Raw genomic sequence first — 23,973 nt, 5'->3', positions numbered from 1 at the left:
CAACTACGGCAGCATGCGATGATCGACTGCCACAGCTTTCCCGGCCACTACGAATAACGGGGTGAAACACGCAAAGGGACAGCGCTCTCGTGCCCTTTGCGTTTGCAGCAATGCCTTGCCGAGCTTAGATGCCCAGGCAGAGGTATTTGATTTCCAGGTAATCCTCGATCCCGTACTTGGAACCTTCACGGCCCAGGCCCGAAGCCTTGATGCCGCCGAACGGCGCCACTTCGTTGGAGATCAACCCGGTGTTGACGCCGACCATGCCGTATTCCAGGGCTTCAGCCACACGGAACACACGGCCCAGGTCGCGAGCATAGAAGTAGGAAGCCAGGCCGAACTCGGTGTCGTTGGACATCGCGATCACTTCGGCTTCGTCTTTGAAGCGGAACAGCGGCGCCAATGGGCCGAAGGTTTCTTCCTTGGCCACGGCAGCGTCTTTCGGCACGTTGACCAGGATGGTCGGCTCGAAGAAAGTGCCATCGATGACCTTACCGCCGGCCAGCAGGGTGGCGCCTTTGCTCAGGGCATCAGCGATGTGCTCCTGAACCTTGGCCACGGCCTTCTCGTCGATCAGCGGGCCAGTGGTGGTGCCTTCTTCCAGACCGTTGCCGATCTTCAGCTTGGCCACGGCCACTTTCAGTTTCTCGGCGAACGCGTCGTACACCGAATCCTGAATGTACAGGCGGTTGGCGCAGACGCAGGTCTGGCCGTTGTTGCGGTACTTGGAAATGATCGCGCCTTCGACGGCCTTATCCAGGTCGGCGTCGTCAAACACGATGAACGGCGCGTTACCGCCCAGTTCCAGGGAGACTTTCTTGATGTCCTTGGCGCATTCGGCCATCAGCTGGCGACCGATTTCGGTGGAGCCGGTGAAGGACAACTTACGCACGATCGGGTTGCTGGTCAGCTCGCTGCCGATATCGCCGGCGCTGCCGGAGACCACGCTGAACACGCCGTTCGGAATGCCGGCACGCTGGGCCAGTTCAGCCAGGGCGAACGCCGAGAACGGGGTTTGCGACGCAGGCTTGAGCACCATGGTGCAACCGGCGGCCAGGGCCGGGCCGGCTTTACGGGTGATCATCGCGGCCGGGAAGTTCCACGGCGTGATGGCGGCGGTAACGCCGATCGGCTGCTTGATCACGATCAGGCGCTTGTCCGGCTGGTGGCCGGGGATGACATCACCGTAGACGCGCTTGGCTTCTTCGGCGAACCACTCGATGAACGAGGCAGCGTAGACGATTTCGCCCTTGGCTTCGGCCAGTGGCTTGCCCTGTTCCAGGGTCATCAGGCGGGCCAGGTCATCCTGGTTCTCGATGATCAGTTCGAACCAGCGACGCAGCTTGTTGGCGCGGTCCTTGGCGGTGAGTGCACGCCAGGCCGGCAGGGCCTTGTCAGCTGCTTCAATAGCGCGACGGGTTTCGGCGGCGCCCATTTTTGGCACGGTACCGAGGATTTCGCCGGTAGCGGGGTTGTTGACCTTGATCGTTTGACCGTTGTCCGCATCGACCCAAGCGCCATCAATGAAGGCTTGCTGGCGGAACAACTGGGTGTCTTTGAGCTGCATGTCGGCTTTCCTTAACAGCACCGCGCACGCGCGGAGCGAATTAGAGTTGTTGAAAGGCGCCTTGAGGGCTGCCGTCAGGGAAATCATTCACTGGGCTGAAGCACGTAAATAGCGCACGGATGGACAGATGTGCGGTTCAGCACCCAGACAAGAGCGTTTGAAATCTCAAACGAATCCTAGGATCAATGGGGGTACAGGGCAATAGTCTGTTCGAAAAAAAGAACGAAAACGGCGCATTTGCTCCATTTTTCTGATCAGCGTATTTCAAGCGAGTTCCACCCCGATGGGCCAAGACGCCCGGCACAGGGCTTCAGCGGCGCGTAATCCTACGGGCGGGCGGGCGAAAAGCGGCATGGACGCCCAAGGTCGACATGGGTATGATGTCGCCCGCACAAGCATCCGTAGCTCAGCTGGATAGAGTACTGCCCTCCGAAGGCAGGGGTCGTGGGTTCGAATCCCGCCGGGTGCACCAGATACAGACGAAAAAGCCCCAGGTCGAAAGACCTGGGGCTTTTTTGTGAGCGCTGACTTATGGCTTCTGCAACGCCTCCAACCGCGCCGGCAAATCCTCCTTGGGAAAGCGCTTATGCAACTCCAGCAGTTTCTCATCCGCCGCCTTGGCCTCTCCCGCCTGGCGCAACCGCAGGATTTCCTGCAAGCCTTGCTCCAGCGGCGACAGCACAACAGCCGCGCGTTTGCTCATCTTCGCTACTGGCTCATCCGCCAGCGAACCCGCGACTTCTGCCTGCACCTGCGGCGCGCTATCGGCCTGCGGAGCCACAGAGAATCGAGCCATCGGCGCGGCTGCCGGGGCTGGCCGGGCCAGTTCTTGCGGGGCGGCCGCGTAAGTCCCTGTGGATAACTCCGGCTGTGGCACCGGCGAGCGCGTTACCAAACCAATCATCAGCGCCACGCCGGCCACGGTGGCGAATGCCATCTGCCAGCGCGGCCGTTGGCAGGCCTGCAACCAGCGTTGCCAAAGGTTGGGCTGGCGCACAGGGGCTTCACGGTGGGCGGTGGCCAGGATGAAAGCGTCCAGGGACGCCGGCGGCTCACCGCTGGCGTGTTGACGGAAATGCTCGATCAGCAGGTCGTCGTTTGAATCCTGGGTATCTCGGGAGTCAGTCATGCGGGTACCTCCTCGGCCAGCAGTCGGCGCAGTTTCTGCTGGGCGTAACGCAAGCGGCTTTTTACCGTTTCCAGTGGGGCGCCGGTGAGCGCGGCAATTTGTGGCACTTCCAGGTCGCCGTGCAGGCGCAGCAGGAACACTTCGCGCTGGTCTTCGGGCAAGCTTTGAAGTGCGGTGTCCAGGCGCGCCTGGTCGCGGCTCAGGCTCAGCTGTTGCTCAGGCCCGGCGCTGTCGTCGGGCTGGCCGTGCAGCTGCTCATCGTAGCTGTCGTGCAGCGGGTTGTGGATGCCGTGCCTGCGCCAGTGGTCGATCAGGCGGTTGCGGGCAATCTTGAACAGCCAGGTACGAAAACTCGCCCGCCCCTGTGGCTCGCTGGTGCTGCGGATCAGGCTGAGCCAGGTGTCCTGGAACACTTCCTCGGCCAGTTCGGCCTTGTTGCTCAAGGACACGAGGAAACGGTACAGGCCCTGTCGATGCCGCGCATACAGGGCCTCGAACGCTGCGCCGTCGCCGCTGCGATAGCGGGACAGCAGGGCTTCGTCGCTGGGTGAATCCATCAGGTGGCACACTCCTTTGAGGTGAATCAGTGTTTGGCCGGGGCCTGGAGGCTCTGGGCCAATTCGACCAGTTGCACAAACTCGCCGCGCAAGCCGAAGGGGTCGTCGCCCCGGGCGGAGCGGGCCAGTGCGGCCGTGTCCTTGAAACTCATGCTGCCAGTGTAGCGGCCATCACCCTTGAGTTGCTGGGCGAAAGCGGCCACGGCGGCAGAGAAGCGCAGGTCGTCGCTGGGTTTGGCGCTCTGCTCGTTGCTGATCGGGCGTTCGATCAGTCGGCTATTGCCACCTTCAGCCGGCTTGTAACGTACCCGCAGCATGGCCAATTCGGAGCTTTTACCGTCAGCGTTGGGTGGCGATGCGTAGCGCAGTGGCTCCAGCCATCCCTGTTCGCCCTTCGGGACAATTTCATACAGCGCCGTAACCGTGTGCCCTGCACCGATCTCTCCGGCGTCGACCTTGTCGTTGTTGAAATCCTCTCGTTTCAAGGCACGGTTTTCATAGCCCAGCAGTCGGTATTCACTGACCTGCGCCGGGTTGAATTCCACTTGCAGTTTCACATCCCGGGCCACTACCGCGAGGGTCGAGCTGAGTTGGCCCACCAGCACCTTGCGGGCTTCGCGCAGGTTATCGATGTAGGCGTAGTTGCCGTCTCCGGCATCGGCCAGTTGTTCCATCAGGTGTTCGTTGTAGTTATCCACACCAAAGCCGAGGGTGGTCAGGGACACGCCGCTTTTGCGCTGGTCCACGGCCATTTGCTTGAGGCTGTCGAAGTCGCTGACGCCCACGTTGAAGTCGCCGTCGGTGGCCAGCAGGATGCGGTTGATGCCTTTGTCGATAAACCCTTCGCGGGCCATTTGGTAAGCCATCTCGATACCCGAAGCGCCTGCGGTGGAGCCGCCGGCGGTCAACTGGTCGATGGCGTTGCGGATCGTGGTTTTGTCCCGACCCGAAGTGGGCTTGAGCACCACCCGCGATTCGCCGGCGTAGACCACCAGCGACACGCGGTCCTGGTCGCGCAATTGATCCACCAGCAGCTTCAGGGTGCTCTTGACCAGTGGCAGGCCTTCGCGGCGGTTCATCGAGCCGGACACGTCCACCAGGAACACCAGGTTGGCCGGTGCCAGGTCGGCCACGGCGCGGTCCGAGGCCTTGATGCCGATGCGCAGCAATCGGGTGTGGGGGTTCCAGGGTGACGGTGCCACTTCGGTGGTCACGCCAAAGGGCGAGCCATCGGTGGGCAATGCGTAGTCGTAGGGGAAGTAATTGACCATCTCCTCCAGTCGTACAGCACCCTCGGGTGGCAGGCTGCCTTGATTGAGGAAACGTCGTACGTTGGCATAGCTGCCGGTATCGACATCGACGCTGAAGGTGGAGACCGGCGTTTCGGCCACGCTGCGGATCGGGTTGTCCGGGAGGTTCTGATATTGCTCCCGGTACTCCATGGCAGCCGAGTCACGCATCACCAACTGCGACGCCATCGGTGCCGGCGCAACCATGCGCTTGACCATGGCGCCCTGGGCGCGGACGGGTTCGCTTTGCAGCTCCGCAACAGGCGCCGTGTCAGCCGGCTTGGCCACATCACGGGATGAAGAAAGCCCACACCCGGCAAGCGCCACCAGCAGGGTCACGGCAAAGCCTTGGGCGGCAGGGCGCAAAAGCAGAAGAGGACGGGACATGGGCTGAACCTCGTGAATGAATGATCCGTTCACAAGGTCAGACGCAAGGGATTGGTGATTCGGGTTAAAGCAACTTAGCGCGACGGAATATCGCGCAAATCATCGACGATAAAGCGGCTCAACACGCCCGTGTAAAAAGGCTCGACGCTGGTGTTGCCGGTGTTGCTGATGACCCCGCCCATGGTCTTGTACTGCTGCCACTGGCCCAGCACACCGCCGGGCACCAGGCCACTGCGGTCCTTGGCAAAGTGCAACACCTCGGCACCGCCCTTCTTGACCTTGACCTGATAGCTGAAGTCGACACTCAGCAAGATGGTGTTGTCATCAACAAGCACCGTGGCGAGTCCGCCCTTGGAGTCCTGGATATGGCGGGTGTAGACCAGATTCACGTCCAGCAGGTAATCGGCGGTTTCTTTGCTGGTGGCGTAGCGCTTGGCCTTGAGCAGGCGGTTGACCAGGTCGACGCCCAGTTGCTCGCGGACTTTTTCATCAGGCAGGAAGCGTGTGTTCTTGCCCACCACTTCAACATCGAAGGTGTCGAGCCAATAGGTGGCGGTCTTGGGGATGTGAACCGGTGCGGGGGAAATGTAGTAAGCCGGCTTGGAGGCGCAGCCCGCCAGAAAGCTGAAGGCCAGGAGTAAAGCAAAAACGCGCATGTCTGAGTTCTTCCCTGAGTGATGTCAATTTGACTTCATTTTACGGAATTGTCCGCGCCTTTTCGAGCCCGACCTCAATTCGAGGCCTGGCGAACTTTTCTGACATAAACATAGACATGGCAGGGGATAAACAGGCACAGCAGTGCATGCACATTCCCCGAGCGCCGGGCAGCCGCCAGCGCGTGACCTTCATTTCAGCCGCGGTATCCGCCGCGGGCTTAATCGCCACCTTTACATCGGCGTCAGCCTGCAGCTCCTGTCGCCGCTGCCACAGTCGCCACAGGGATACGCTCATTGGGCGCAGTCACGTCGTACACATGCTGCTCACAGCCCTTCCCGATAATCACGAACTCCACCAGGTAAACCTTCTGCTTCTCAGGCTTGAAGGTCGAACTCATGGGGCCGCATTCATACACATAGGTTTTGACGAGGCCGACGTAGTTGGCGTTGTAGACCCGTGACTCACCGATCACTTCAAAGGGCTGCCCCGGGTCAGCCTGCGCTTCCAACTGCGGGAAGCGTTTGACGACAGCGCTGTTGGTGACCTCGCTCATTTTGGCGATCCAGCCGAACACTTTGCCGCGACCGGAATCCACGACTGTCCCGAGGAGTTCCGGACGCTGGTCCGCATCGGAGCTGCGACGTATGGAGAACTGCACCGGGTAGGTGAAACCGGTGGCCCGCATGATGACCTTGGCGTGTTCGCTATCCGCCTCGACCTTTTTTTGCTGCAACTGCACACCGTCCGTGAGCAGGGTTGGCGAGGAGTTCCTGGCGGTGGAGTGGCAGCCGGCCAAAGCCAGGGCGAGGATCAGGAGTGAGGTCTTTTTCATTGGGTTTTTCCCTAAACGCATTTAAAAATCCGAAACTACATTCAAAGCCGCCAATACGACGGCCACAGTAGCTTTGCCAAAAGAGGGATCAATTGATCCCAATGCACTCCCCCGGAGGTACCTTTCTGAAACGCAGGCGCGCGCATGGGCGCCGACGCCGGCGGTGACAGAGAAAAGGTTGGGGGGGGCGAGGTTCACATTAATCCTTAATGTCATTTGGAAACGCGGCAGTCCATGCAGCCCGACCGGTTGCGGGTGGGCGGGGTAAAGACACTGGAATATACAAAATGTTCAAGATGCTGCGCGTTATGGCACCGGGGCCTACCCCGCAGGCTCAAGCGCTAACCGAACAAAAAGCTCGGGCACATTCTGCGCGACCGGCTCGGCATACTGGCGCTCCATACCGATAAGGGGGATGCGCACAATTGGCATCGAAGCCTCATCGGTGTCAAAACCGTAGCCTTCGCCACCACCATCGCAAGCAAATAGAAAGATGCCCGGGGCATAGGTTCCAACCTCGTACTCACGATTGAAGTCAGCCAGTTCCTGCGCTTGCCAGAAGACGATGTAATGGTCGCCGATAAAGCCATCACCGCCATCGTGTGCTTTGAGAAAATCGAGGTAGCTCGGCGGGAGCGCGACGCCCAGTGCTGCGTTGAGACCGTCGACAAATGCAGCCTCGGCGGGGCCGTTCAGTTGGCCTTCGGTGAAGTTGTAGAGCTCCATGCCTGCCTCCTTTCGATCAAATCTTTTACATAAGCCAGCTTATTAAAAATGAAGCTCGAAAAGTCTTCAGACACGACTTCAACCTCATCGATTTCAGCGTCCAGCTCAACGATCGCCCAATTGCCCCGAGTATCAAAAGCGTATGAAACCTCACAGGAGTCCCCCGCGAAGACATACAGCCCGGCATAGATGCCCGCGTCTGCATCGGCTAGAGCGGTATACCTTACCGGCCCATCACTCACATAGAGCGCACAGTCCAGCTCACCAAACCCAAAGGTGGCAAGGAACTCCAGATAGTCAGCAGGAACACCATTGCGACTCGCGGCATCCACCCCGCTCAGTATCAAGTCGACGTTATCTATACGGTCGCCGAAGTCCCCTTCATAGCCCACAGCCGAGGTAATCTCGCTGATCAACTGTCGTATTTCAGATGTGTTTTCCATTGTCGCTCTCCTGATATTTTCTGATCTGCTCGCGGAGCTACTTGAGCTCCTTCACCAGATACCCACCGGAGATCTGCGTGATACCCGTCAACGCGCGGCGCAACGCCTCAGGATCAGTGCGATAAGTGAGCGGTGTGTAGCCGTAGACATTCTGACCATTGAACGGCGTGACCGACTCCACCGTGCGCCAGAGCATCTCGTCGCCACGGTCCATGCGCGCCACCACGGTAAGCGTCGGGTAGACCACGCTGCTGAAACCCTGAGTCAGGCGAAAGCCCCACTCGCCCACTGTCAGTTGAATCTGCGCATCGGCCGGCTCGTCGTCGCCCACCACCTTCAGCGATGACGCCTTACCCAAGGCCTCGATAAACGCCTGCTTGAGCAACACGCCCAAGTCGATATTTTCGGCGTCCATCACCGTGAGGATCGCCGCCGGCGTCGACATCTCGGCCAGTTGCCCCGCCTTCATGCCGGCGGCGAACCCCGCGCCGCTCAAGGCCGCCGTGCCCAGCTTGGACGCACCGCTGGCCATGCCGACGCCCGCGCCAAGCCCGGCGCCCAGGGCTGCACCCCAGGCTTGTTCACGGCCCATGTAGACCATGTTCTTTTCCCATTTCACGGGCAGCACTTTGACTGTCTTGACCTGCGCACGATGCTCGGGCGTGAGGGGCTGGCTGACACAGCCGCCGAGGATGAGGGTGGAGAGGAGAACCAGGAGAAGGTTTTTCACATCAGTCCTTTAATGTTGGTGGTGGGTGGATGCGTTTAATCATCGCCAGGGTGTCGGCAATGGGGGTGAAGACATGAGGCATTGGGATTGGGATTGGGCCAGTACTTTGCTGCCTTGCGTGGGTTTGGGTGGGGGCTTATAGTCCGGGCCGTCGCCCACATGGCGATTCAGGTTTGGCGACCTGACGGTAGAGAATGCGTAAGCTGGTGGCTTTTTGCAGCCACTTGCTCGCCTGCAAAGTCGTTCTATGACGGCTGTGCGCGGGAGACCTTAGGGTCTGCCGGTTTTCTCTACTGCCGGTTCGCCAACCTGCGTACAGCTGTCACCCATTCGTTTGGCGACGTTTGAGTGATTGCCTCAATCACTTAAGTAGAGAGTCAAAGATGAACCAATATATGCCCCTCACGGGCCACGACTGCACCGTCCCCGCCCTGCTTATCGACACCCATGCGCCCCTCGATGTCCTCCACGACGCTGCCGTGTACCGGATTCGCGCCGTCACCCAATTGCTGGAAAACCTGGCCTTTCGCGACCAGTTCAGCAGCGACGCCGTGGTGCTTCAAGACTTCGCCCAATTGCTGGCGATTCCGTTGCGCGATGGGTGTGATTTGCTGGATGTCATCAGTCGCCGGCTCAATGCCGATCCATCCTGAGTAAAAGCCGGGCGGCGGTAGCGCCGCCCACTTGATGGCCAGGGCGGAGATGAAAACGGGGCTTTGACCGCTTTCATGTTCAACCAAAAAAACGCCTGTAAGCGGATTCAACCCTTACGACCAATTCGTCAGGTGAGAACGATGCCGCCGCTCCCACGCAAAGCAGCGGGTCTGTCACGGTAGGTAATGGCAGGCCAAGCTGTTGGCGCACCCGATAAATCGCGCCGACCTCCACCAGCAACACATCAAACGGCGGGCTTTTGAATTCGGGTTTCCAGGCGCCACCATTGTCCTCGGCATTGGCCAAGTGATACCGACCAAGCTCCTCCAGCACCACTGCCAACTGCTGCTCGTCAGCCCAGTTGTCGATCACCGACTGATAAACCCCCAGGTTCATCGACCCGATCTGCGCGGCGGCCTCCTCCTGCGAATAAACGGAGTAAAGCCACAACATGAACGGCTCAAAATGGCGTCCTTTCAAAAAGCGCGCATCAACGGCGCCGGGTACAGACAGCATCCCGGCCAACACATCGGCCGTCGATGACGCCAGGTCACGCCGGTTCGCCGCGATGAAGGCCGCGAGCAAACACGCGGCATGGCTCAGATGATTGCTCAGGTCAGGCACCGTCTTGATGCCTTGGAGAAAACGCGTGTTGGAGAAGGACCTGGCTCTCAACATCAGTGCCCAGTAGCGATACATCATCGAACGGGCGACGTTCTCCCAGCCGGTTTCATCGCCGTCGAAAATGGCAACTTCGCCCTGAATGCCGTAATGGACCGCAAGCATCCCCAGCGAGTCCGAGACGTTGTCAAACCCCAGCAACGAGTCACTGGCCAGGTCCTCGTCCAGGAACTCAAGCTCTTGAGCAACCATGAGAGGCGAGCGGGACAGCCAATGCCGGTGTTGTTCAAGAATGCGGTTTAATTTTTTCATGATCGTCCTTGTCAGCCATGCTCGTATATCGCTCACAGATATCGGGGCAGGACACCAGAGCACCGTCAATTTTCTTCAGAGCACAATCGCTCACGGTGACACCCCTCCCCCCTCAATAAGCCCCTGCACTCACATCCGCAATGGACAGCCAGTAGGCCACTACCTTATCGAACGCTTCATCATCTGCCTTAGCCTGCAACGCTATAAGGGCTTGCCTTGCGTCGGCAATCAAGCCCCACCGCGTCGGCGAACTGCTCAAGCTCCGGTGTGATGCCGTCGTCCACACTCATCGACATCATCGCGATCACGGCAAACAACTGCGCGGAGGTCCTGGCGATTTCATAGGTCATGCAGTGGGGCCGGAACCGTCACTCCAGATAGGCGTAAGCGCAGGTGGAAAGCAATACCAGGCTGCGGGGGCTTCCAGCGTGCAGATAGGCACGCTGATGGCTTCCTGCGCGCAGGCCAGCAACGTCTCGGGCAGGCTCAACGCGGTGGCTATTTCGCTGATCAGCTGTCGTATTTCAGGTGTATTTTTCATTGCCACTCACCTGAGATTTCCTTATCAGCTCGATAAAATCCATAAAGCGGGTGTGCCGTCTGGGGCTGCCGACCCAAACCGATCAGAACACCTATTTTTTTGCGCATCTACTCGACGGGACTTCTGCGCCAGCGCCAGGCGCCTCTACGCCGGAGAGCAACCGAATTACCCCACCGCATTGCCCGCCTTGCCTCTGAAGGTACGCCTCATAGTCTTTACCCGCCTCAGGAACAAACACGCGGGGATCTGGCACACAAAACGCCTCGCCGGAAAGCATTTTCATCACCACTACAGACGGTAAACCCGCAGGTATAACAAACTCTGCGTAAGACTCGCCGTAGCTCAGGTGATCACTTCTCCAGGAAGCAGGCATTCCGACACTTCGTTTGGTGTGTTGCCCCAAGGTGGAATTGACCTTATCCGCAAGGGTATAACCGTAGGCATAAAGAGGCTCTTTACTCGAAGCGCAGTCTTGCCCTGGATTGATGGCAACCGGCAAACCGTTGTTCCCAAAAAGACGGATGCGTGCGGTGGTTGCCTGATCATAGGGAATAGGCTTCTCATAGCTAGTAGAGCCGCAGCCGCTCAGCAACAGAGCAGAAAAGAGGGCTAGCGAAAGGGTCTTCAAGATAACTCCTAGGCTTACATATCAAGCTGTTATGGGTAATTTATTGAGGGGTGAATAGGGCACACCACCAATATCCGCCGTCTCAAGAATAATAGGGGTCAGAGAAATAGTCGGAAATAGGGGTCACGGAAATAGGGGTCAGACCACTATTAATACTATTAATGATTTAATTAGAAAACCGTGGTCTGCACCCTATTTCTACACACTTCAAACTTTACTTCTGACATGCACATAAGTAACAAATCGACTTTCGGCATCATAATGAACCGTTATCACTTTCTGCTTTAATAGAAAATCACACCCAGGACTTGTAGGTGCTCTTCCGGGAATACGTATGGAGGGTACATCCCGCGCGGGTTGTCCAAGAAGATCGATTGAATCGTCGACAGTCGCAATATCAAGACACTCCTTTTTTGTTTCGGAGCCAGCATGATAATACTCATCCGTGGCCTGATAATAAACTCTGTAAGCCGCAATAACTCCGTCGCTACCGGCTTGAAAATATACGCCGAATTCGGGCAACTTTAAAAACTCATCATCTTCAACTTTGGCGTAGTCAACCATCGATATGGACTTCCTAAAGCTCACTAAAGTTTCAATCAGTAGCTCGCCTAAATAGTCATTTGGATTCATACTTAATACCCATCCCATCAAAGAAAAATAGGGGTCAGACCACTATTCTTCTAACTCACATTTTTTGGACGTCCTGCTCTACCCCGAGAAACTCTTTTACCTAATGCCTGTGCGACCTCTGAAGCAAACTTCTGACCACCCAAAACGTAATTGCCGTTTGTAGATAGTCGAATTTGCTCTATTAGCTCAGGGGAAAGCCGGTCTTTGAATAGAGACTGGTAAGCTTCTGCTCGTTGCGAGATGTTGCTGCCTAAGTTTCTATAAACCGCATGCGGGTTGATAAAATCTGATGGCTCGCACTGTGCGTTCACTCTATAGCTGGTCCATCGATACTCCCCCGGATGAGCAACCATACCCGCTCTAACTGGGTTCATTTCTATATATCGATAGCACGCCAAAACATAGTCATCTTGCTGAACCAAGCAAGAGCGAAAGCGGCCTTCCCAAAGAGTGCCCGTCCGTTGATATGTTCGATTTACATATTGGACGTAACGCTGCCCCAGCCCTTTCATAAGTAAACCAGCTCCTGCACAGCAGGCGGGAGTCAATAATAAATGCACGTGATTTGTCATCAAACACAATGCATGGACTTTACAGCCATGCATTTCAGCAAGCACAGTTAAGTTATCAATGTAAAAATTGTAGTCGTCATCCGAATAAAAACATGCAGACCTGTTATTTCCCCGTTGAATAATGTGCAATGGGATATCTGGCAATAAAACCCTAGGACGTCGAGGCATAAAAAACTCATAACTGGACAAGAGTTTTGAGCTTAGCCGCTTATCACGAAGGCGACAAAGACAGAACAATTAAAAAATAAATCAAGTTTTTAAAGAGCAACTCTGCCAGCCTTAAACGTGGTCTGACCCCTATTTCTCACCACAGGCGCGGGAGGCACGACTTCACCTGCCGCTTTTGCACCAGCTAATCAAGCGAGAATGATGAGAAGTAAAACGACAGCTTTTTATCCTCAAGATCACTCAGTTGATAACGCATCCTATCGAAGCCAGAATCCAGCTTACTAACGTTCATGTGCATCAGCTGAGTTAATCCGCCGCCAAAATCACGGGACGTAAATTGGCTAATATCAATGAACCTGATACTCACCACATCAGCCCCTACCTTTTCAGAGGCAGAAATCGATAAAGATAAATCATAAGCCATCCCGTCAACATTCAACTGAATACTAATTGCATGCAGGCAGTTGTGAGCAACAAGCAATTCATTCAATTCTGGAAGACTAATCATTATTAATCCTCGTCTCTTTCCCATTGGATCCATAGCCTGGACCATATTCATAGGTATGCGTGTGGGGGTCGGAATGATATTCCGCAGGCTTTTCTTGGTTTCCATATCCGTGATTAGTGTAATCCGTTCTTTTAACCTGCCGGCCAGGGAAATAGGGGTCAGACCACTATTTTTTCCCTCTAGCTTTAAAGATAAAGCTCTTTAACAACTGCAATTTCTGCAGCAACCTGCTCAGATTTAACACCCAACCCACCCTTCTCGGCCTCACTCAATAAATCAAACTTTCTAAATGCATCAGATAGAATCTCCAACATATCCTGAGCATATACACTTTCCTTCGAAAGTTTAACTCCATGAGCTGCACCCCACTTATATATTGCTGTTTGCAAAATAATATTAGCGAGTGGATCATCATTATGGAGAAGCTCCGACTCATCTTGTACGTAGGCAAATGCCTGCTCAGGCTTCAGATTTAGCTCTCCCAACGCCTTATTGTAAAGCCGCTGCACTACCTGCTGAATTTCGTCGTACGTGATTTTCTCGTAGGGCATTATTTATCTACCGTAAAAATATTGAGTTGAATTTTTGGATATCGGTCACGAAACTGCTTAATCACATCACTACAACTAGGACACACCATCTTCTCCGACACAAGGTTAATGCGCCCCGCTGCCGCCGTGTTATCGCCCAAGCGCTGTGCGACTGTTTCAAGGATTTTAAACTCCGTATCCATATCTCTCAAGTAAGCTTCGGGTGTACCAATATATCTCGACGTGGCCGGCTGTGGCTTTAACAGCCAAGAATCTAAATTGCCAGCGGGCTTTGGCAAAAACTCACCGACGCGGGCGTCATATTGACTAAAAGACTTCATTACCATTACTTCTTTGGACAAAGCATCAACAGAAATAGGGGTCAGACCACTATTAATGATTTAATTAGAAAACCGTGGTCTGACCCCTATTTCTGATGATTTAATTAGAAAACCGTGGTCTGACCCCTATTTCTCTATTTCTGCTCTATTTCTAGGGGGTAAAGGGCCTTCTGATGCACCTGGACCACGGGGCGTTATGACTTTGTAACTTGACCCGAGATCAGTGGTAAGTGGCGCTGGCTGAGGTGAAACAGGAATTGGCCCTTTTGCACCTAATCAGCAGCTGTAAAAAAATGCTTATCCAGATCAACAGGAGGAAACTGACTAGGTAGAATTTTTGACGAAATACCTCTGCTAAGCAGCTTTAAAAGAAACTCAACACAACCGAAGTTGTAGACCTCTTCCTCCCCCTGATCCGAGCTATGAATAGCAACTTTCCATGAGTCTGGCTCTCCTTCAACCAACCAAACAAGAGTTTCTCCATTATCCGTTACCGCCCAAGGAAGAAAAGAACCTTCCGCAGGGTAATCTGGTCTTGGATAGTCCGATAAAAACTCCTGCCTCATTACAGCATATGCATCTACAAAGTACTTACTTTTTTCAAAGTTCAAATTTGGGTTTTTTGAAAATGGGTCTAACACCCATACGAAATCGTCTACTGCTCCACATCCGTAAATCGATATAAGCTGTTTAAAATCATTTGGCAATCGCAGACCTACCTCAGACTCAAAAGTCGCCCAAGCCGCATTATCGAAGTTTCGCTGAGAGGGTGGCGAAAGAAGACTAATCAGTTTATCTATCATTCTTACTTAACTCCACTCACGTTCGGAATTGATACATCAAGGGTAAAACCGCTTGACCCACGAGCAGACAACGTTACACCGGTTGGCATTAGGTTTGTGCCTGTATAAACAGGCACCGCCCTATAGCTTACTGTTTCACCACTCTGCACTGCGCCCCTGACTTGACGCTCAAATGAACTCATATTCGGATGATTTGCGTTGCGCTGGAAAAGTGTTACCAAATTTCTTGCATCATCACCAGCCCCTCCTAGTGAATTTGCAAGCAAATGTCCTCGCGCATGGTTAGCAGGCTGCCCCTCAAAACCTGGAGGTCGAATCGCTGGGTTAGCGCTTGACCCCCCGCCCAATGAATCCTCCCTAAGGACTGCTGTAACCCCAGTAGGTCGACCAAGTGAGTCAAGCTCGCCAAGAATTACACTGCTTGGGGCATTTGGACTTGGCTTGGCAATCGACGGGTAGCTACTTTCTGGAATTGCTTTTGTCCCAAAATACCCCTCCGGCAGCGCACACGGCCCCGTATTGTGCACCCACGTCTTCAAATCCCCAACGTAGAACGTATGCCCCACATCAACCGTCAGGTTGTACGTTTCGCCCACTGGCAGATAGAGCTCCAGCGACTCAACCTCAGATGACGTGTTGTCCGTGTCGCCATCTGCCAAGGATTGCAGCAGGTCCCCAGGCTTCAGATCGATTACAGAGATAAAGTCGCGCTTGGCCGGTACGTAGAACGGATGGCCGGGGGTGACCAGCAGGGTTTCGCCTTCCGCTTTGCCGTCTGCGCGAACGCTTTTCAGTTTGAGGCGGTAAATCGGTTGGTCGGTGCGTTGATGGGTGGCCAGAATTTTTGCGGCGAAGGGTTTGCCGCCTTTTTCGGGTTTGCTCCAGACCACGTCGCCGACTTTGAGCGACTCGATGGTACGGTCGCCGTTGGGGGTCGAGACTTTAGTGCCGGCCGCGAAGCAGCAAGGCTCTTTGTAATTCGAGAGAACGACGTCATCGCGTCGAGTCGCGAACAGGTCATCGGCCCTGGCGAAGCTGCCCACATCACCGGTGTAGGCGGTTTGCTCGTATTTCCCAATCGAAGTTGTCGGGGCTGTCGCATTGGCGCCGGTGCGCTCGAAGCGCACGGCCGAGTCAAGGCTGTTGGGGCTCAGGCCATAGTTGGGGATGTCATCCGCAACGCGTACGATTCCGTTGCTGCCAAGCGTTTCCTGGCGCCCCACGTTGGTCAAACCGACGTCGCTACGGGCCACAAGTGCGCCGTCGGCCCTGACGACGCTTGAAGCCTCGCCAACCTTGGAAACCTGCCCAAATCGGCCGGAAGGCGCGATCATGGTTAAACCATCAGTCATTAACTCAGTGACTTGCGCCGCTGACTCATAGCTGTTGCCTTGCAAGCGCGAGACAAATTCTCTGCCCGTCTGCCTGGTGATCATTTGGCCGCCACGGTCCACCGTCGGGTCGGCAATCGGCCCCAGCAGGCCGTTGGTCATTTCCAGTGGGCTGCTATTACCTAAAAGCCCACCGACAGTCTTGGCAAAGCCTTGCACTGACCCCCATAGACTGCGGCCAGCCCCTACTGCCAGGCCTTTGGCAACGTCGCTGTAGTCAGTCGGTTTGCCGCTGTAATCCAGGTTAGTCTCGTAAAAATCCACCAACCCTTGGGTGTTGCGCCCTTTCGGATCACCCAGATAGTCGATGTTTATAGTGCTGTCTTTGTAAGCAGTCGGCCGAGTCGCGTGGAAATCAAGAATCAAGGCCGCTGTTTCATTACCTGAGTACCCCCGCTTACTGCCGTCTGCGGAAGCGTCGGTTCGGGCGTATTGATCTGCAATAGATGCAAGCGCAACACCCAGATGCTGCAAAGTAGCCGTGTCGATAGCGTCTACGTCTTTTTGCGAGATCGACTTGTTCCAACCTTCATCGGTGTTGTACGCCAGGGCAACGCCCATCAGTCGCGTGGCTTCTTCGACACTGATGCCTTTTTCCGCTGCCAGCGCCGGCGCTTGCTTTTCAATCAACTCAGGCGCGCTTGGGTGCAACTGCTCGTTGTACCGCTCAACATTGCCCGCCACCCAGGCGGCGTCATTCGGGTTGCCGTTAACCAGCGAGCCGGCGGCGATACCGATGAGCTGCGCGGTGGCGACTTTGAATTGATCATCGGTAGCGAAACGCTCATCCAGGTACTTACCGAGGTTCTCGTTCGCAATCGCCGTCAAGCCCTCCGCCGCACCGGCGGCAATGGCGCCGGTTTTGAAGTCGCCGCCTCGGGCCGCTGAGAGTGCGCCACCGAGGAGGGCATGCATCAAGACCTTCTGCGTCGAGCCGGGGCTCAGGTCCAGCTCGTTCGCGAGGTTGCCAAGGCCCTTGTTACCCGCTGCTGCGGCAAGGTCGAAACCTTGCGACACCAAGGCCGAGCCGAGGTTGTCTTTCAAGCTACCGCCGTTGATGGCGGTAGAGATGCCACTTTCGATGACGGCATGGGTGCCACCGCGCAGCACCGCATCCTGCGCTTTCTGCCAACTGAGCCAGTCACTGGAATAGCCTGGGTTTTGCACCGGCCCCGCCGTGGTGACTTTCGCGCCCGCACCGTCGGCCGGGCTTGCGCCCTTGAACCAATTACTGTCTGCGTAGTTCAACGCGCCGGTTGCAAGGCCGGCGATGGCGGCGTTTTTCAGGCTGCTGCTGCTGAAGGTGTCCTTTAGCGCAAGGCCGAGGTTGCCTTTGTTATTGATCGTGCTCACAGCACCGGTACTGGCCAGCGAGGTCAGTGCGGCGGTGGCCATCATGTTGCCAAGCCCGGCACTGGTGGCTGCAACCGCAGCCGACGTACTGGTCGCCGCAACCGCAGCTGTGCCGGCGGCCATGGTAGAACCGGCGCCTACAGCACTGCCCGCTGACGCTGCCAATGCGCTTGCACCCCCAGCCGTCACAATGGTGACAATGATGATGACCGCCAACATGGCACCCTGGCCCATGCCCGAGTTGCTGTACTTGAAGGAGTCATGCAGCTCTTTTACCTGGCGCCAATCCACGTCGCCGCGTTTCTCGGCATCCTTTAGCCAGGCCAACTGCGGGTCGGCCTTGACCATGGTGTCGATGGTCTGGCTGACGGTTTGCTGGTCGACTTGCTTGACGTCGATTTTCAGGCCATTGACGGCCTCGATGACGGTCTGCCCTTTGGCAACCAGTTCGCTCTGGCGCAGGGTTTCATCGGTTTTGCCTTTGCCCTTCATCGAGAACCAAGCCATGTCGCTCTTGCTCTTGGTATGGCTCTCGTCGTGATAGTCCTTCACGCCTTCAAACGTCACGGCGCCGCCGCTTTTCAGGATCAGGTCGTTGCCGCTGTTGAGCTTGGCGACCTGGTAAAGCTGGTCGCCGTTGCTAACCAGTGTCAGGTTGCCTGCGGTCTTGATTTCAGTGCCGACGTTGGTGGTTTGGGTGACTTCGTCGCGCTTGGCTTTCTTCGCGCCCCAGCCAGCGTTCTCCTTCATGTCATACAACGTATGCGTACTGTTCTGCGCCGCCAGCAGGTTCAACCTATCCCCGCTGTAAAGATACGCCTCATTCCCCGCACTGATCTTGCTCGCCACCAACGTGGTGTCGCGCCCGGCCTGGCTCGTAAAGTCCCCGCCTGCCGTCAACACACTGGCTAACTGCGTGGTCTGCTCATCCGCCGTCTTGATACGTTTCTTGCCGTCCTTCTCTTTGCCTTCGACGTTGTGCACATCGCTGACAGACGCAACGTTGAAATCGCGCCCAGCCTGAATATTCAGGTCCTTACCGGCAGTGGCGGTGCTGCCAATAATGTTGACGTCTTGCCCGGCCTGCATGTTGACGTTGCCGCCCGCCGTGACGCTGGCTGCAAGGTTTTTGACGTCGGTGGTGATGGTGGATTTTTCGCCGCCATCAATGGTGTTGTGGATCACGCTGGTGTCGCTGACGGCGACGAGGTTGAGGTCGCGGCCGGCGGTGAGGGTGGCGTCGTTGCCGGCGACCAGGGCGCCGTGGTTGTTGAGGTCGCGCCCGGCTTCAATGGCCAGGTTGCCGCGCGCGCTGATGGTGCTTGCGCTGGCATCGGTGAGGGTGCGCATGCCCACGCCTTCACGCACTTGGATCGCGGTGTTGTCGTTGGTGATGTCGCCTTTGAGGGTGGTAAGGCTGACTTGATTGCCGCGAATTTCGCCGCCCATGGCGTTGCGGATGCTGTCCTGGGCCAGCAGGCTCAGGTTGTTGCCGGCTTCGATCAGGCCGCCGTTGTAGAGGCTGCCACCACTCGCGGCGCTGAGGCTGTTGCTGGCGCGCAGGGTGCCGACGTTAACCAGGTCGCCACCGGTGACCAGGTTGAGGTCGCGGCCCTGGATCAGGCTGTTGCCGCGCACGTTGCGCGATTCGGCCTGGGCCAGGTAGAGCACCGGCACGAGGACGGTCTGGCCGTCGACCACGCGGTTTTCCATCCACACGATGTCGTGGGTCAGGGCGCCGACTTGCTGGCCGGTGAGGGACACGCCGACGCTCAGGCGCAGCGCGTCTTTGCTGGCCAGGGCGTTGTCCATCAGGTAGCGGAACTGGTCGGCGTCGCTGAGTAGGCCGCCGGCGAGGAAGCGTTGGCCGGTTTGTGCGAGTACCGCGTCGCGAATCAGGCGTGTCTCGTATTGGCCATCGCCGAGGCGGCGCCAGGCGTTGTCGCTGTTGAAACCGAGTTTGCCGAGCATGTAGTCGGAGCTGAAGAAGCCCGACGCGGTGGTGAACTCGGGGTTGGTTTCGATCAGGTAGTGGCTGGTGGGGTCGGCGCTTTTGACGAACAGGCCGTATTCACCCTTAGGCAGCTGGAAGTACGGCGAGGTGGTGGGGTCGACCGGGGCGAACGGCGTGCCGGTGTAGTCCACGGGCACGAAGCCGCCACCCGGCGCGAGGGTCACCACCGGCAGCACGGTGCCGGGCGCCTGGGCGCTGGCGTCGTTGACGTGCTTGCTGAGGTTGATATTGATACCGCCGACGGGGATGCCGGTCTGATCGTTGTCGAGGGTGCCGGTCAGTTGCGCCAGGGTGTTCTCGTGCAGCGTGCCGTTTTGTACTTTGTGGGTGACTTTGGACAGGTCGACGGTGCCGCCGGCTTGCAGGGTGGCGTCGTAGGCGAGGCCGCCGTTAGGGGTCCAAGTGGTGACGTCACTCGATTGCCGGAACGGATCGCTGTTGGGCGACAGGGCTTTCAGCGCTTCAAACGTTGTCTTGTTGAAATTCCCGGCCGCCGTCGCGTTGTTGAACGCAGGCACATCGACGTATTCCATGCGCTCCCACAGGTGCTTGTCGACATGCCCCGGGGTGCCGATGACAATTTTGCGTTGCCCGGTGCGCGTGCTGGAGCCTTCGTTGAGCAAATCCTGCGCGGTGATGCTCAAGTTACCGTTAGCGGCCATCAGGCTGTTGCGGTTCTGCACGGTGTCGCCTTGCAGCAGCATGTCTTGGCCAGCCACCAGCCGCGCCGAGGCCGAATCCTGGATCGCTGCTTCAAGGTAGGTCTCATTGATGGTGATGGTACCGCGCCGCCAGCTGTCCTTCTCGCCGCAGTGCTGCCCGCACACCCAGCTCAAGCTGCCGGTCTGGAGAGTTTGACCCAGCTCGAACTTGTCTTTGGCGTTTTCGATAAAGCCTGCGCTGATGCCGATGTAGCCTTCGCTTTCCACCGTGCCGGAGCGGTTGCTGAACAGCACCGCACGCCCGCCGTCCACGCCCGCAAACGTGAGGTTGCCTTTGCTGTAGACGTCGCCGTAGCTGTTGGCGAAACCGTTGGCACGCAGGCTCAGGTCGCCACCGCTGAACAGCAGCGAATCGGCGCCATTGGTGATGCCGTTGACGGCGGTGAGATTCACCGCGCCCTGGGCACCCATCGTGCCACGGTTGCCGATTTGTGCCGCTGCGATATCCAGTTGCTGACGTGCGGTGAGGAAGCCGAGGTTGTCGAGGGTACCGCTCAGTTTGAGCTGGGTGGAGTTGCCCGCCAGGCGTCCGCCGTTCTGGCTGAGGTTGTTGGCCGTCACGCTGAGGTTTTGCTGGGTGGCAATGCGGCCGCTATTGTTCAGGTCGCCGCTCAGGGTGATGCTCACGTTGCCGTCGCTGAGCAGTTCGCCGCCGTTGTTCAGGCTGGCCACGTCGAGGGTCAAGCCCTTGCTGCTGGCCATGCGGTCGCCGGCTTTGAGGGTCAGGCCTTGGGCGCTTCGATAAGTGAGGGCTTCGTTGAGCTGCAAGCGGCCCAGGCCGTCGACGCTGCCGAATGCCCAGTCAGCGGTGCCCATGCCATTGATGCTGCCCTGGCTGCCGGTGAGGCTGGCGGTGTTGATGCGGAACAGGCCGTTGCCCGCGTGCTGCAACTGGCCACCCTGGTTGTTCAGGTGCGTAGCATCAAGGCTGAAAGCTGTGCTGCCGAACTCGAGGGTGCCGTCCTGGTTGTTCAGCGTGCCGCTGAGGTCAAGGCTGCTGGAACCGGCCAGCGCACGCAGTTGCCCGCGTGCGCTGTTGTCGAGGTTGCCACCGTTGAGGGTCAGGCCCTGGTTGGCTTCAATCAGGCCGCCTTGGTTGGTGAGCGTGTCGCGTGAAGTCAGGTTGAGTTGGTTGCCGCTGATCTGGCCGCCCGCGCTGTTGTTGAGGGTGTTGCCTGTGATCGTCACCTGTTCTTTACCGAACAGCTTGCCACCTTGGTTGGCCAGGGCTTCGACGGTCAGTTGCAGGTTGCCGACCAGGCTGGCCAATGTGCCGTTGCTGGCGTTGTTCACGCTGTCGGCGGTGACGGTCAGGGTGTCGCCTTGCACGGTGCCGCCCGTGTTATCCAGGCTGCCGGTATCCAGTTGGGTATGTGCGCCGCCGCTGAGCATCAGGCCTTTGCGGTTGGTCGCGTCCTGGCCGCTGTAGCTCAGGCCCTGGTTACCGGCCAGCAGTTGGCCGCCATCGTTGTTCAGGTGCTGTGCAGCGATGTCCAGGCGCTTGCCGCGCAGGGTGCCGCCGCTGTTGTCGAGGGTGGTGAGCGCCTTGACCAGCACGCTGCGCTCGCCAGCGTCGATGACCCCGCCAGCGTTGGTCAGCAGGTCGCTGACGTTGAGGGTCACGTCGCTGCCATTACTGACTAGCGAGCCTTTGTTGCCGTTGTTGAGGGTTTGCGCGGTGACGTCAACCGAGGTGCCGATCAGGATACCGGCGCTGTTGTCCAGCCGCTCGCCTTGTACCTGCAACAGGCCTTCACTTTGAATACGGCCCTGGGCATTGAGCAACTGGCCCGGGCCCTTGAGCAGCAGGCTCACGCTCGGCGCGCCACCGGCCAGCAGGCCTGCGTTGCGGTTGTCGAGGCCAGAGGCGCGCACGTCGAGCTGGTCGCCCACCACGCGACCGGCGCGGTTGTCGATGTCACCGCCGGTCACGTCGAGCAGCAGTTGTTTACCGACGATTACGCCGCTCTGGTTATCCAGGTTCGCCGCGTGCAGCTCGATATCGCCCTGCCCGGCCTGCAAGCGTCCTTGGGCGTTATTGAGCTGTTGCGCCGTGACGAGGGTCAACTTACCGGTGTTGGCGCTCAGTACGCCGTTGGCGTTGCTGCTGAGGTTGCCGGCGCTGAGGTTCAGGTCGGTGCTGGCCTGGGCAAAACCCTGGCTGTTGTTGAACCCATTGGCGACGGTGAGGTTCAGTGCGCCGTTGTCGGCCTGGATCAGGCCCTTGAGACTGTTGTCGAGGTCGCTGGCGTCCACCGTAAGGGCACCTGCGATCAGCTTGCCGTTCTGGTTATTCAGGCTGCCGGCGTTGACGGTAAGGGTGTTGGCGATAACTTGCCCGCCGCTGTTGTTGAGTGCGGCGCTGGTCAGCACCAGGCTGCCGCCGGACATTTCGATGCGGCCTTGGCGGTTGTCCAAAGAGGCGCTGTCGAGGGTAGCGACCTGGCCTTCGCCGAAGCGAATCAACCCGCCCAGGTTGACGATGGCCGGTGCGCTGATCGCCAGGCTCTGCTCGCCGTACACACGGGCGGTGGCGCCCTGGTTGGTCAGCTTGGCGGTGCTGATGCTGACGGTCTTGGCCTGGATGATACTGCCCTGGTTGGTCAGCGCCTGCGCGGCGGTGATGGCCAACGCGCGACTGGCCAGCAGATCGCCGCTGGTGTTCACGGTTTGCGCGTTCACCACCACATCGCCCGTGGCATTGCGGCTGTTGTCCGCCTGTACGCCCGCTTCGATGATGCCCGGGTTAGTAACCTTGATCGCGTTGAGTTCGATGCGTTGGCCGGCAGCCAGGCTCTTCTGGTTGACCAGTTCTTCGGCGCTGCTCACCTGCACATTGCCGGTGGCGTAGACCTTGTCCGTCAGGTTGACGCTTTGCGCGGTGACCTTGAGGTTACCGGTGGCTGCCGTCTGCGCCATGCTCAGGTGCCCATTGGCATCGAGCTGGATATCGCCGCCACTGGCAGCCAGTGTGCCGTCGAGCTTCACGCCCACGCCGGCCTCGGTGCCCACCAGTTTGATGGCGCCTGCGTACATGCCGCCCAGCGCCGAGGAGTCGATGGCCAACTCAGGCTTGGCGCTGCCGTCATCGGCGCGTGCGGTGGCTTTCAGACTTTTGGCATCGACGTCGTTACGCCCGGCGATCACGGTCAATTCGCGGGCATTGATCTGCGCGTTGATCTTGGCCGAGCGGGTGATGATTTCGAAGCGGTCGACGTTGCTGGCGTTCAGGCCCTGGCCGTCGATGGTCACGGCGCCGCCGTCAACCTGATAGCGCTGCAACTGGCCGTTCGCGTCGAGCACCGGTTTGCCGGTGGTGAGGGTCACGTTGGGGGTGTTGATAAAGCCGCAACCGCTGCACGTGACGCCGTACGGGTTGGCGACGATGACCTTGGCCGACTGGCCCGCCACTTCGGTGTAGCCACGCAGTTGGCTGGGGCGGCCGCCGTTGACTTCGTTGAGGATAACGCTGGCCGCGCCGCCCTTGAGGTTGGGGTTGCCGACGATGTAGCCACCCAACTGGGTGTTCGTCATGGGGCCGCTGGCGTTGTTGAGGATCACGCCGTTGGGGCCGACGTTGTAGTCCTTGAATTGGTTGTGGGACAAACCACTGCCATTGGGGGTGGCGATGTTCACCACCGGCACGCCATTGCCGGCCTGGCCGACGGTGGTGCCCGGCGCACTGACCACAATGCCTTCGGCCTGGGCCAGCAGCGGCTGCCAGAACAGCGCGTTGGCCAGGATCAGCACCAGGCCGCGCTTGGGCAGGCCGAAGAACGAGTCTCGCGGTTTCAGCGCAGCAGAAGGTTGGCGGGCCAGGAAGGCAAAGTGGCGAACATCCATTGTCATATTCTCGATGTAACGG

General features: G+C 57.9%; 20 protein-coding genes, 1 tRNA gene and 1 pseudogene. 2 read left to right on the top strand and 20 right to left on the bottom strand.

The annotated features are described in order from the left end of the window. Positions 1-124 precede the first annotated feature (124 nt). A complete protein-coding gene (gabD, locus tag V3W39_RS05650) occupies positions 125-1,567 on the bottom strand; it encodes an NADP-dependent succinate-semialdehyde dehydrogenase (protein ID WP_330212339.1) in 1,443 nt (480 codons plus the stop codon). Between the two features lie 395 nt (positions 1,568-1,962). On the opposite strand from gabD, the gene V3W39_RS05645 reads away from it, so the two are divergent. Beyond that, a tRNA-Arg gene (locus tag V3W39_RS05645) sits at positions 1,963-2,039 on the top strand. A 57-nt stretch (positions 2,040-2,096) separates the two neighbouring features. On the opposite strand, the gene V3W39_RS05640 is transcribed toward V3W39_RS05645, so the two are convergent. The 8 genes from V3W39_RS05640 to V3W39_RS05605 form a co-directional block, all read right to left on the bottom strand. After that, positions 2,097-2,696 (bottom strand): hypothetical protein, encoded by a 600-nt coding sequence (locus tag V3W39_RS05640; protein WP_177042338.1) that lies wholly within the window; start codon positions 2,694-2,696, stop codon positions 2,097-2,099. Beyond that, on the bottom strand, positions 2,693-3,253 hold the full coding sequence (locus V3W39_RS05635) for an RNA polymerase sigma factor (protein WP_177078941.1): 561 nt from the start codon (positions 3,251-3,253) through the stop codon (positions 2,693-2,695). Before V3W39_RS05635 ends, V3W39_RS05640 begins: the two co-directional genes overlap by 4 nt. Before the next feature lie 26 nt (positions 3,254-3,279). Next, positions 3,280-4,929 (bottom strand): vWA domain-containing protein, encoded by a 1,650-nt coding sequence (locus V3W39_RS05630; RefSeq protein ID WP_330212338.1) that lies wholly within the window; start codon positions 4,927-4,929, stop codon positions 3,280-3,282. A 74-nt stretch (positions 4,930-5,003) separates the two neighbouring features. Next, a complete protein-coding gene (locus tag V3W39_RS05625; protein WP_177042341.1) occupies positions 5,004-5,585 on the bottom strand; it encodes a hypothetical protein in 582 nt (193 codons plus the stop codon). A gap of 242 nt (positions 5,586-5,827) precedes the next feature. Then, entirely contained in the window at positions 5,828-6,418 is a 591-nt protein-coding gene (locus V3W39_RS05620) for a hypothetical protein (protein WP_330212337.1), read from the bottom strand. A 321-nt stretch (positions 6,419-6,739) separates the two neighbouring features. Beyond that, on the bottom strand, positions 6,740-7,144 hold the full coding sequence (locus V3W39_RS05615) for an SMI1/KNR4 family protein (RefSeq protein WP_177042343.1): 405 nt from the start codon (positions 7,142-7,144) through the stop codon (positions 6,740-6,742). After that, on the bottom strand, positions 7,111-7,587 hold the full coding sequence (locus tag V3W39_RS05610) for an SMI1/KNR4 family protein (protein ID WP_177116157.1): 477 nt from the start codon (positions 7,585-7,587) through the stop codon (positions 7,111-7,113). Before V3W39_RS05610 ends, V3W39_RS05615 begins: the two co-directional genes overlap by 34 nt. A 37-nt stretch (positions 7,588-7,624) precedes the next feature. Then, positions 7,625-8,317 carry a hypothetical protein gene (locus tag V3W39_RS05605; RefSeq protein ID WP_259195153.1) on the bottom strand — a complete coding sequence of 231 codons (693 nt, stop codon included), beginning with the start codon at positions 8,315-8,317 and terminating at the stop codon, positions 7,625-7,627. 395 nt (positions 8,318-8,712) lie between these two features. Here V3W39_RS05605 and V3W39_RS05600 point away from each other — a divergent pair, with 395 nt between their 5' ends. Continuing rightward, positions 8,713-8,970, top strand: coding sequence for a hypothetical protein (locus V3W39_RS05600; protein ID WP_330212471.1), 258 nt, complete (start codon positions 8,713-8,715; stop codon positions 8,968-8,970). Between the two features lie 79 nt (positions 8,971-9,049). Here the strand turns inward: V3W39_RS05600 and V3W39_RS05595 are convergent, their stop codons facing one another. From V3W39_RS05595 to V3W39_RS05545, 11 genes and pseudogenes are all read right to left on the bottom strand, one after another. Continuing rightward, positions 9,050-9,904 carry a hypothetical protein gene (locus V3W39_RS05595; RefSeq protein WP_330212336.1) on the bottom strand — a complete coding sequence of 285 codons (855 nt, stop codon included), beginning with the start codon at positions 9,902-9,904 and terminating at the stop codon, positions 9,050-9,052. 188 nt (positions 9,905-10,092) lie between these two features. Continuing rightward, complete coding sequence (locus V3W39_RS05590) at positions 10,093-10,254, bottom strand: hypothetical protein (protein WP_177078933.1); 162 nt, start codon at positions 10,252-10,254, stop codon at positions 10,093-10,095. After that, the gene (locus V3W39_RS05585; RefSeq protein ID WP_177042354.1) at positions 10,251-10,445 is read right to left on the bottom strand and encodes a hypothetical protein; all 195 of its coding nucleotides are present in this window, start codon (positions 10,443-10,445) and stop codon (positions 10,251-10,253) included. The genes V3W39_RS05590 and V3W39_RS05585 overlap by 4 nt, the downstream gene beginning before the upstream one ends. A 91-nt stretch (positions 10,446-10,536) precedes the next feature. Further along, the gene (locus V3W39_RS05580) at positions 10,537-11,073 is read right to left on the bottom strand and encodes a hypothetical protein (protein WP_177116152.1); all 537 of its coding nucleotides are present in this window, start codon (positions 11,071-11,073) and stop codon (positions 10,537-10,539) included. Positions 11,074-11,280: 207 nt separating this feature from the next. Next, positions 11,281-11,637 (bottom strand): hypothetical protein, encoded by a 357-nt coding sequence (locus V3W39_RS05575; protein ID WP_259195151.1) that lies wholly within the window; start codon positions 11,635-11,637, stop codon positions 11,281-11,283. A gap of 119 nt (positions 11,638-11,756) precedes the next feature. Further along, on the bottom strand, positions 11,757-12,446 hold the full coding sequence (locus tag V3W39_RS05570; protein WP_330212335.1) for a transposase: 690 nt from the start codon (positions 12,444-12,446) through the stop codon (positions 11,757-11,759). 184 nt (positions 12,447-12,630) lie between these two features. Next, positions 12,631-12,954: a hypothetical protein gene (locus tag V3W39_RS05565; RefSeq protein WP_256348442.1), complete on the bottom strand. Its 324-nt coding sequence runs from the start codon at positions 12,952-12,954 to the stop codon at positions 12,631-12,633. A gap of 185 nt (positions 12,955-13,139) precedes the next feature. Further along, entirely contained in the window at positions 13,140-13,505 is a 366-nt protein-coding gene (locus V3W39_RS05560) for a hypothetical protein (RefSeq protein ID WP_177042365.1), read from the bottom strand. After that, positions 13,505-13,825: a deaminase domain-containing protein gene (locus V3W39_RS05555; RefSeq protein ID WP_330212334.1), complete on the bottom strand. Its 321-nt coding sequence runs from the start codon at positions 13,823-13,825 to the stop codon at positions 13,505-13,507. Before V3W39_RS05555 ends, V3W39_RS05560 begins: the two co-directional genes overlap by 1 nt. Before the next feature lie 272 nt (positions 13,826-14,097). Continuing rightward, positions 14,098-14,628, bottom strand: a complete 531-nt coding sequence (locus V3W39_RS05550; protein WP_177042367.1) for an SMI1/KNR4 family protein — start codon at positions 14,626-14,628, stop codon at positions 14,098-14,100. Between the two features lie 74 nt (positions 14,629-14,702). Continuing rightward, positions 14,703-23,951, bottom strand: a pseudogene (locus tag V3W39_RS05545) (two-partner secretion domain-containing protein); the annotation flags it as partial. Positions 23,952-23,973 lie beyond the last annotated feature (22 nt).

Source organism: Pseudomonas sp. Z18(2022) (assembly GCF_036346535.1).
Lineage (GTDB): Bacteria > Pseudomonadota > Gammaproteobacteria > Pseudomonadales > Pseudomonadaceae > Aquipseudomonas > Aquipseudomonas yamanorum_A.
This window is presented reverse-complemented; position numbering and strand designations above follow the sequence as displayed.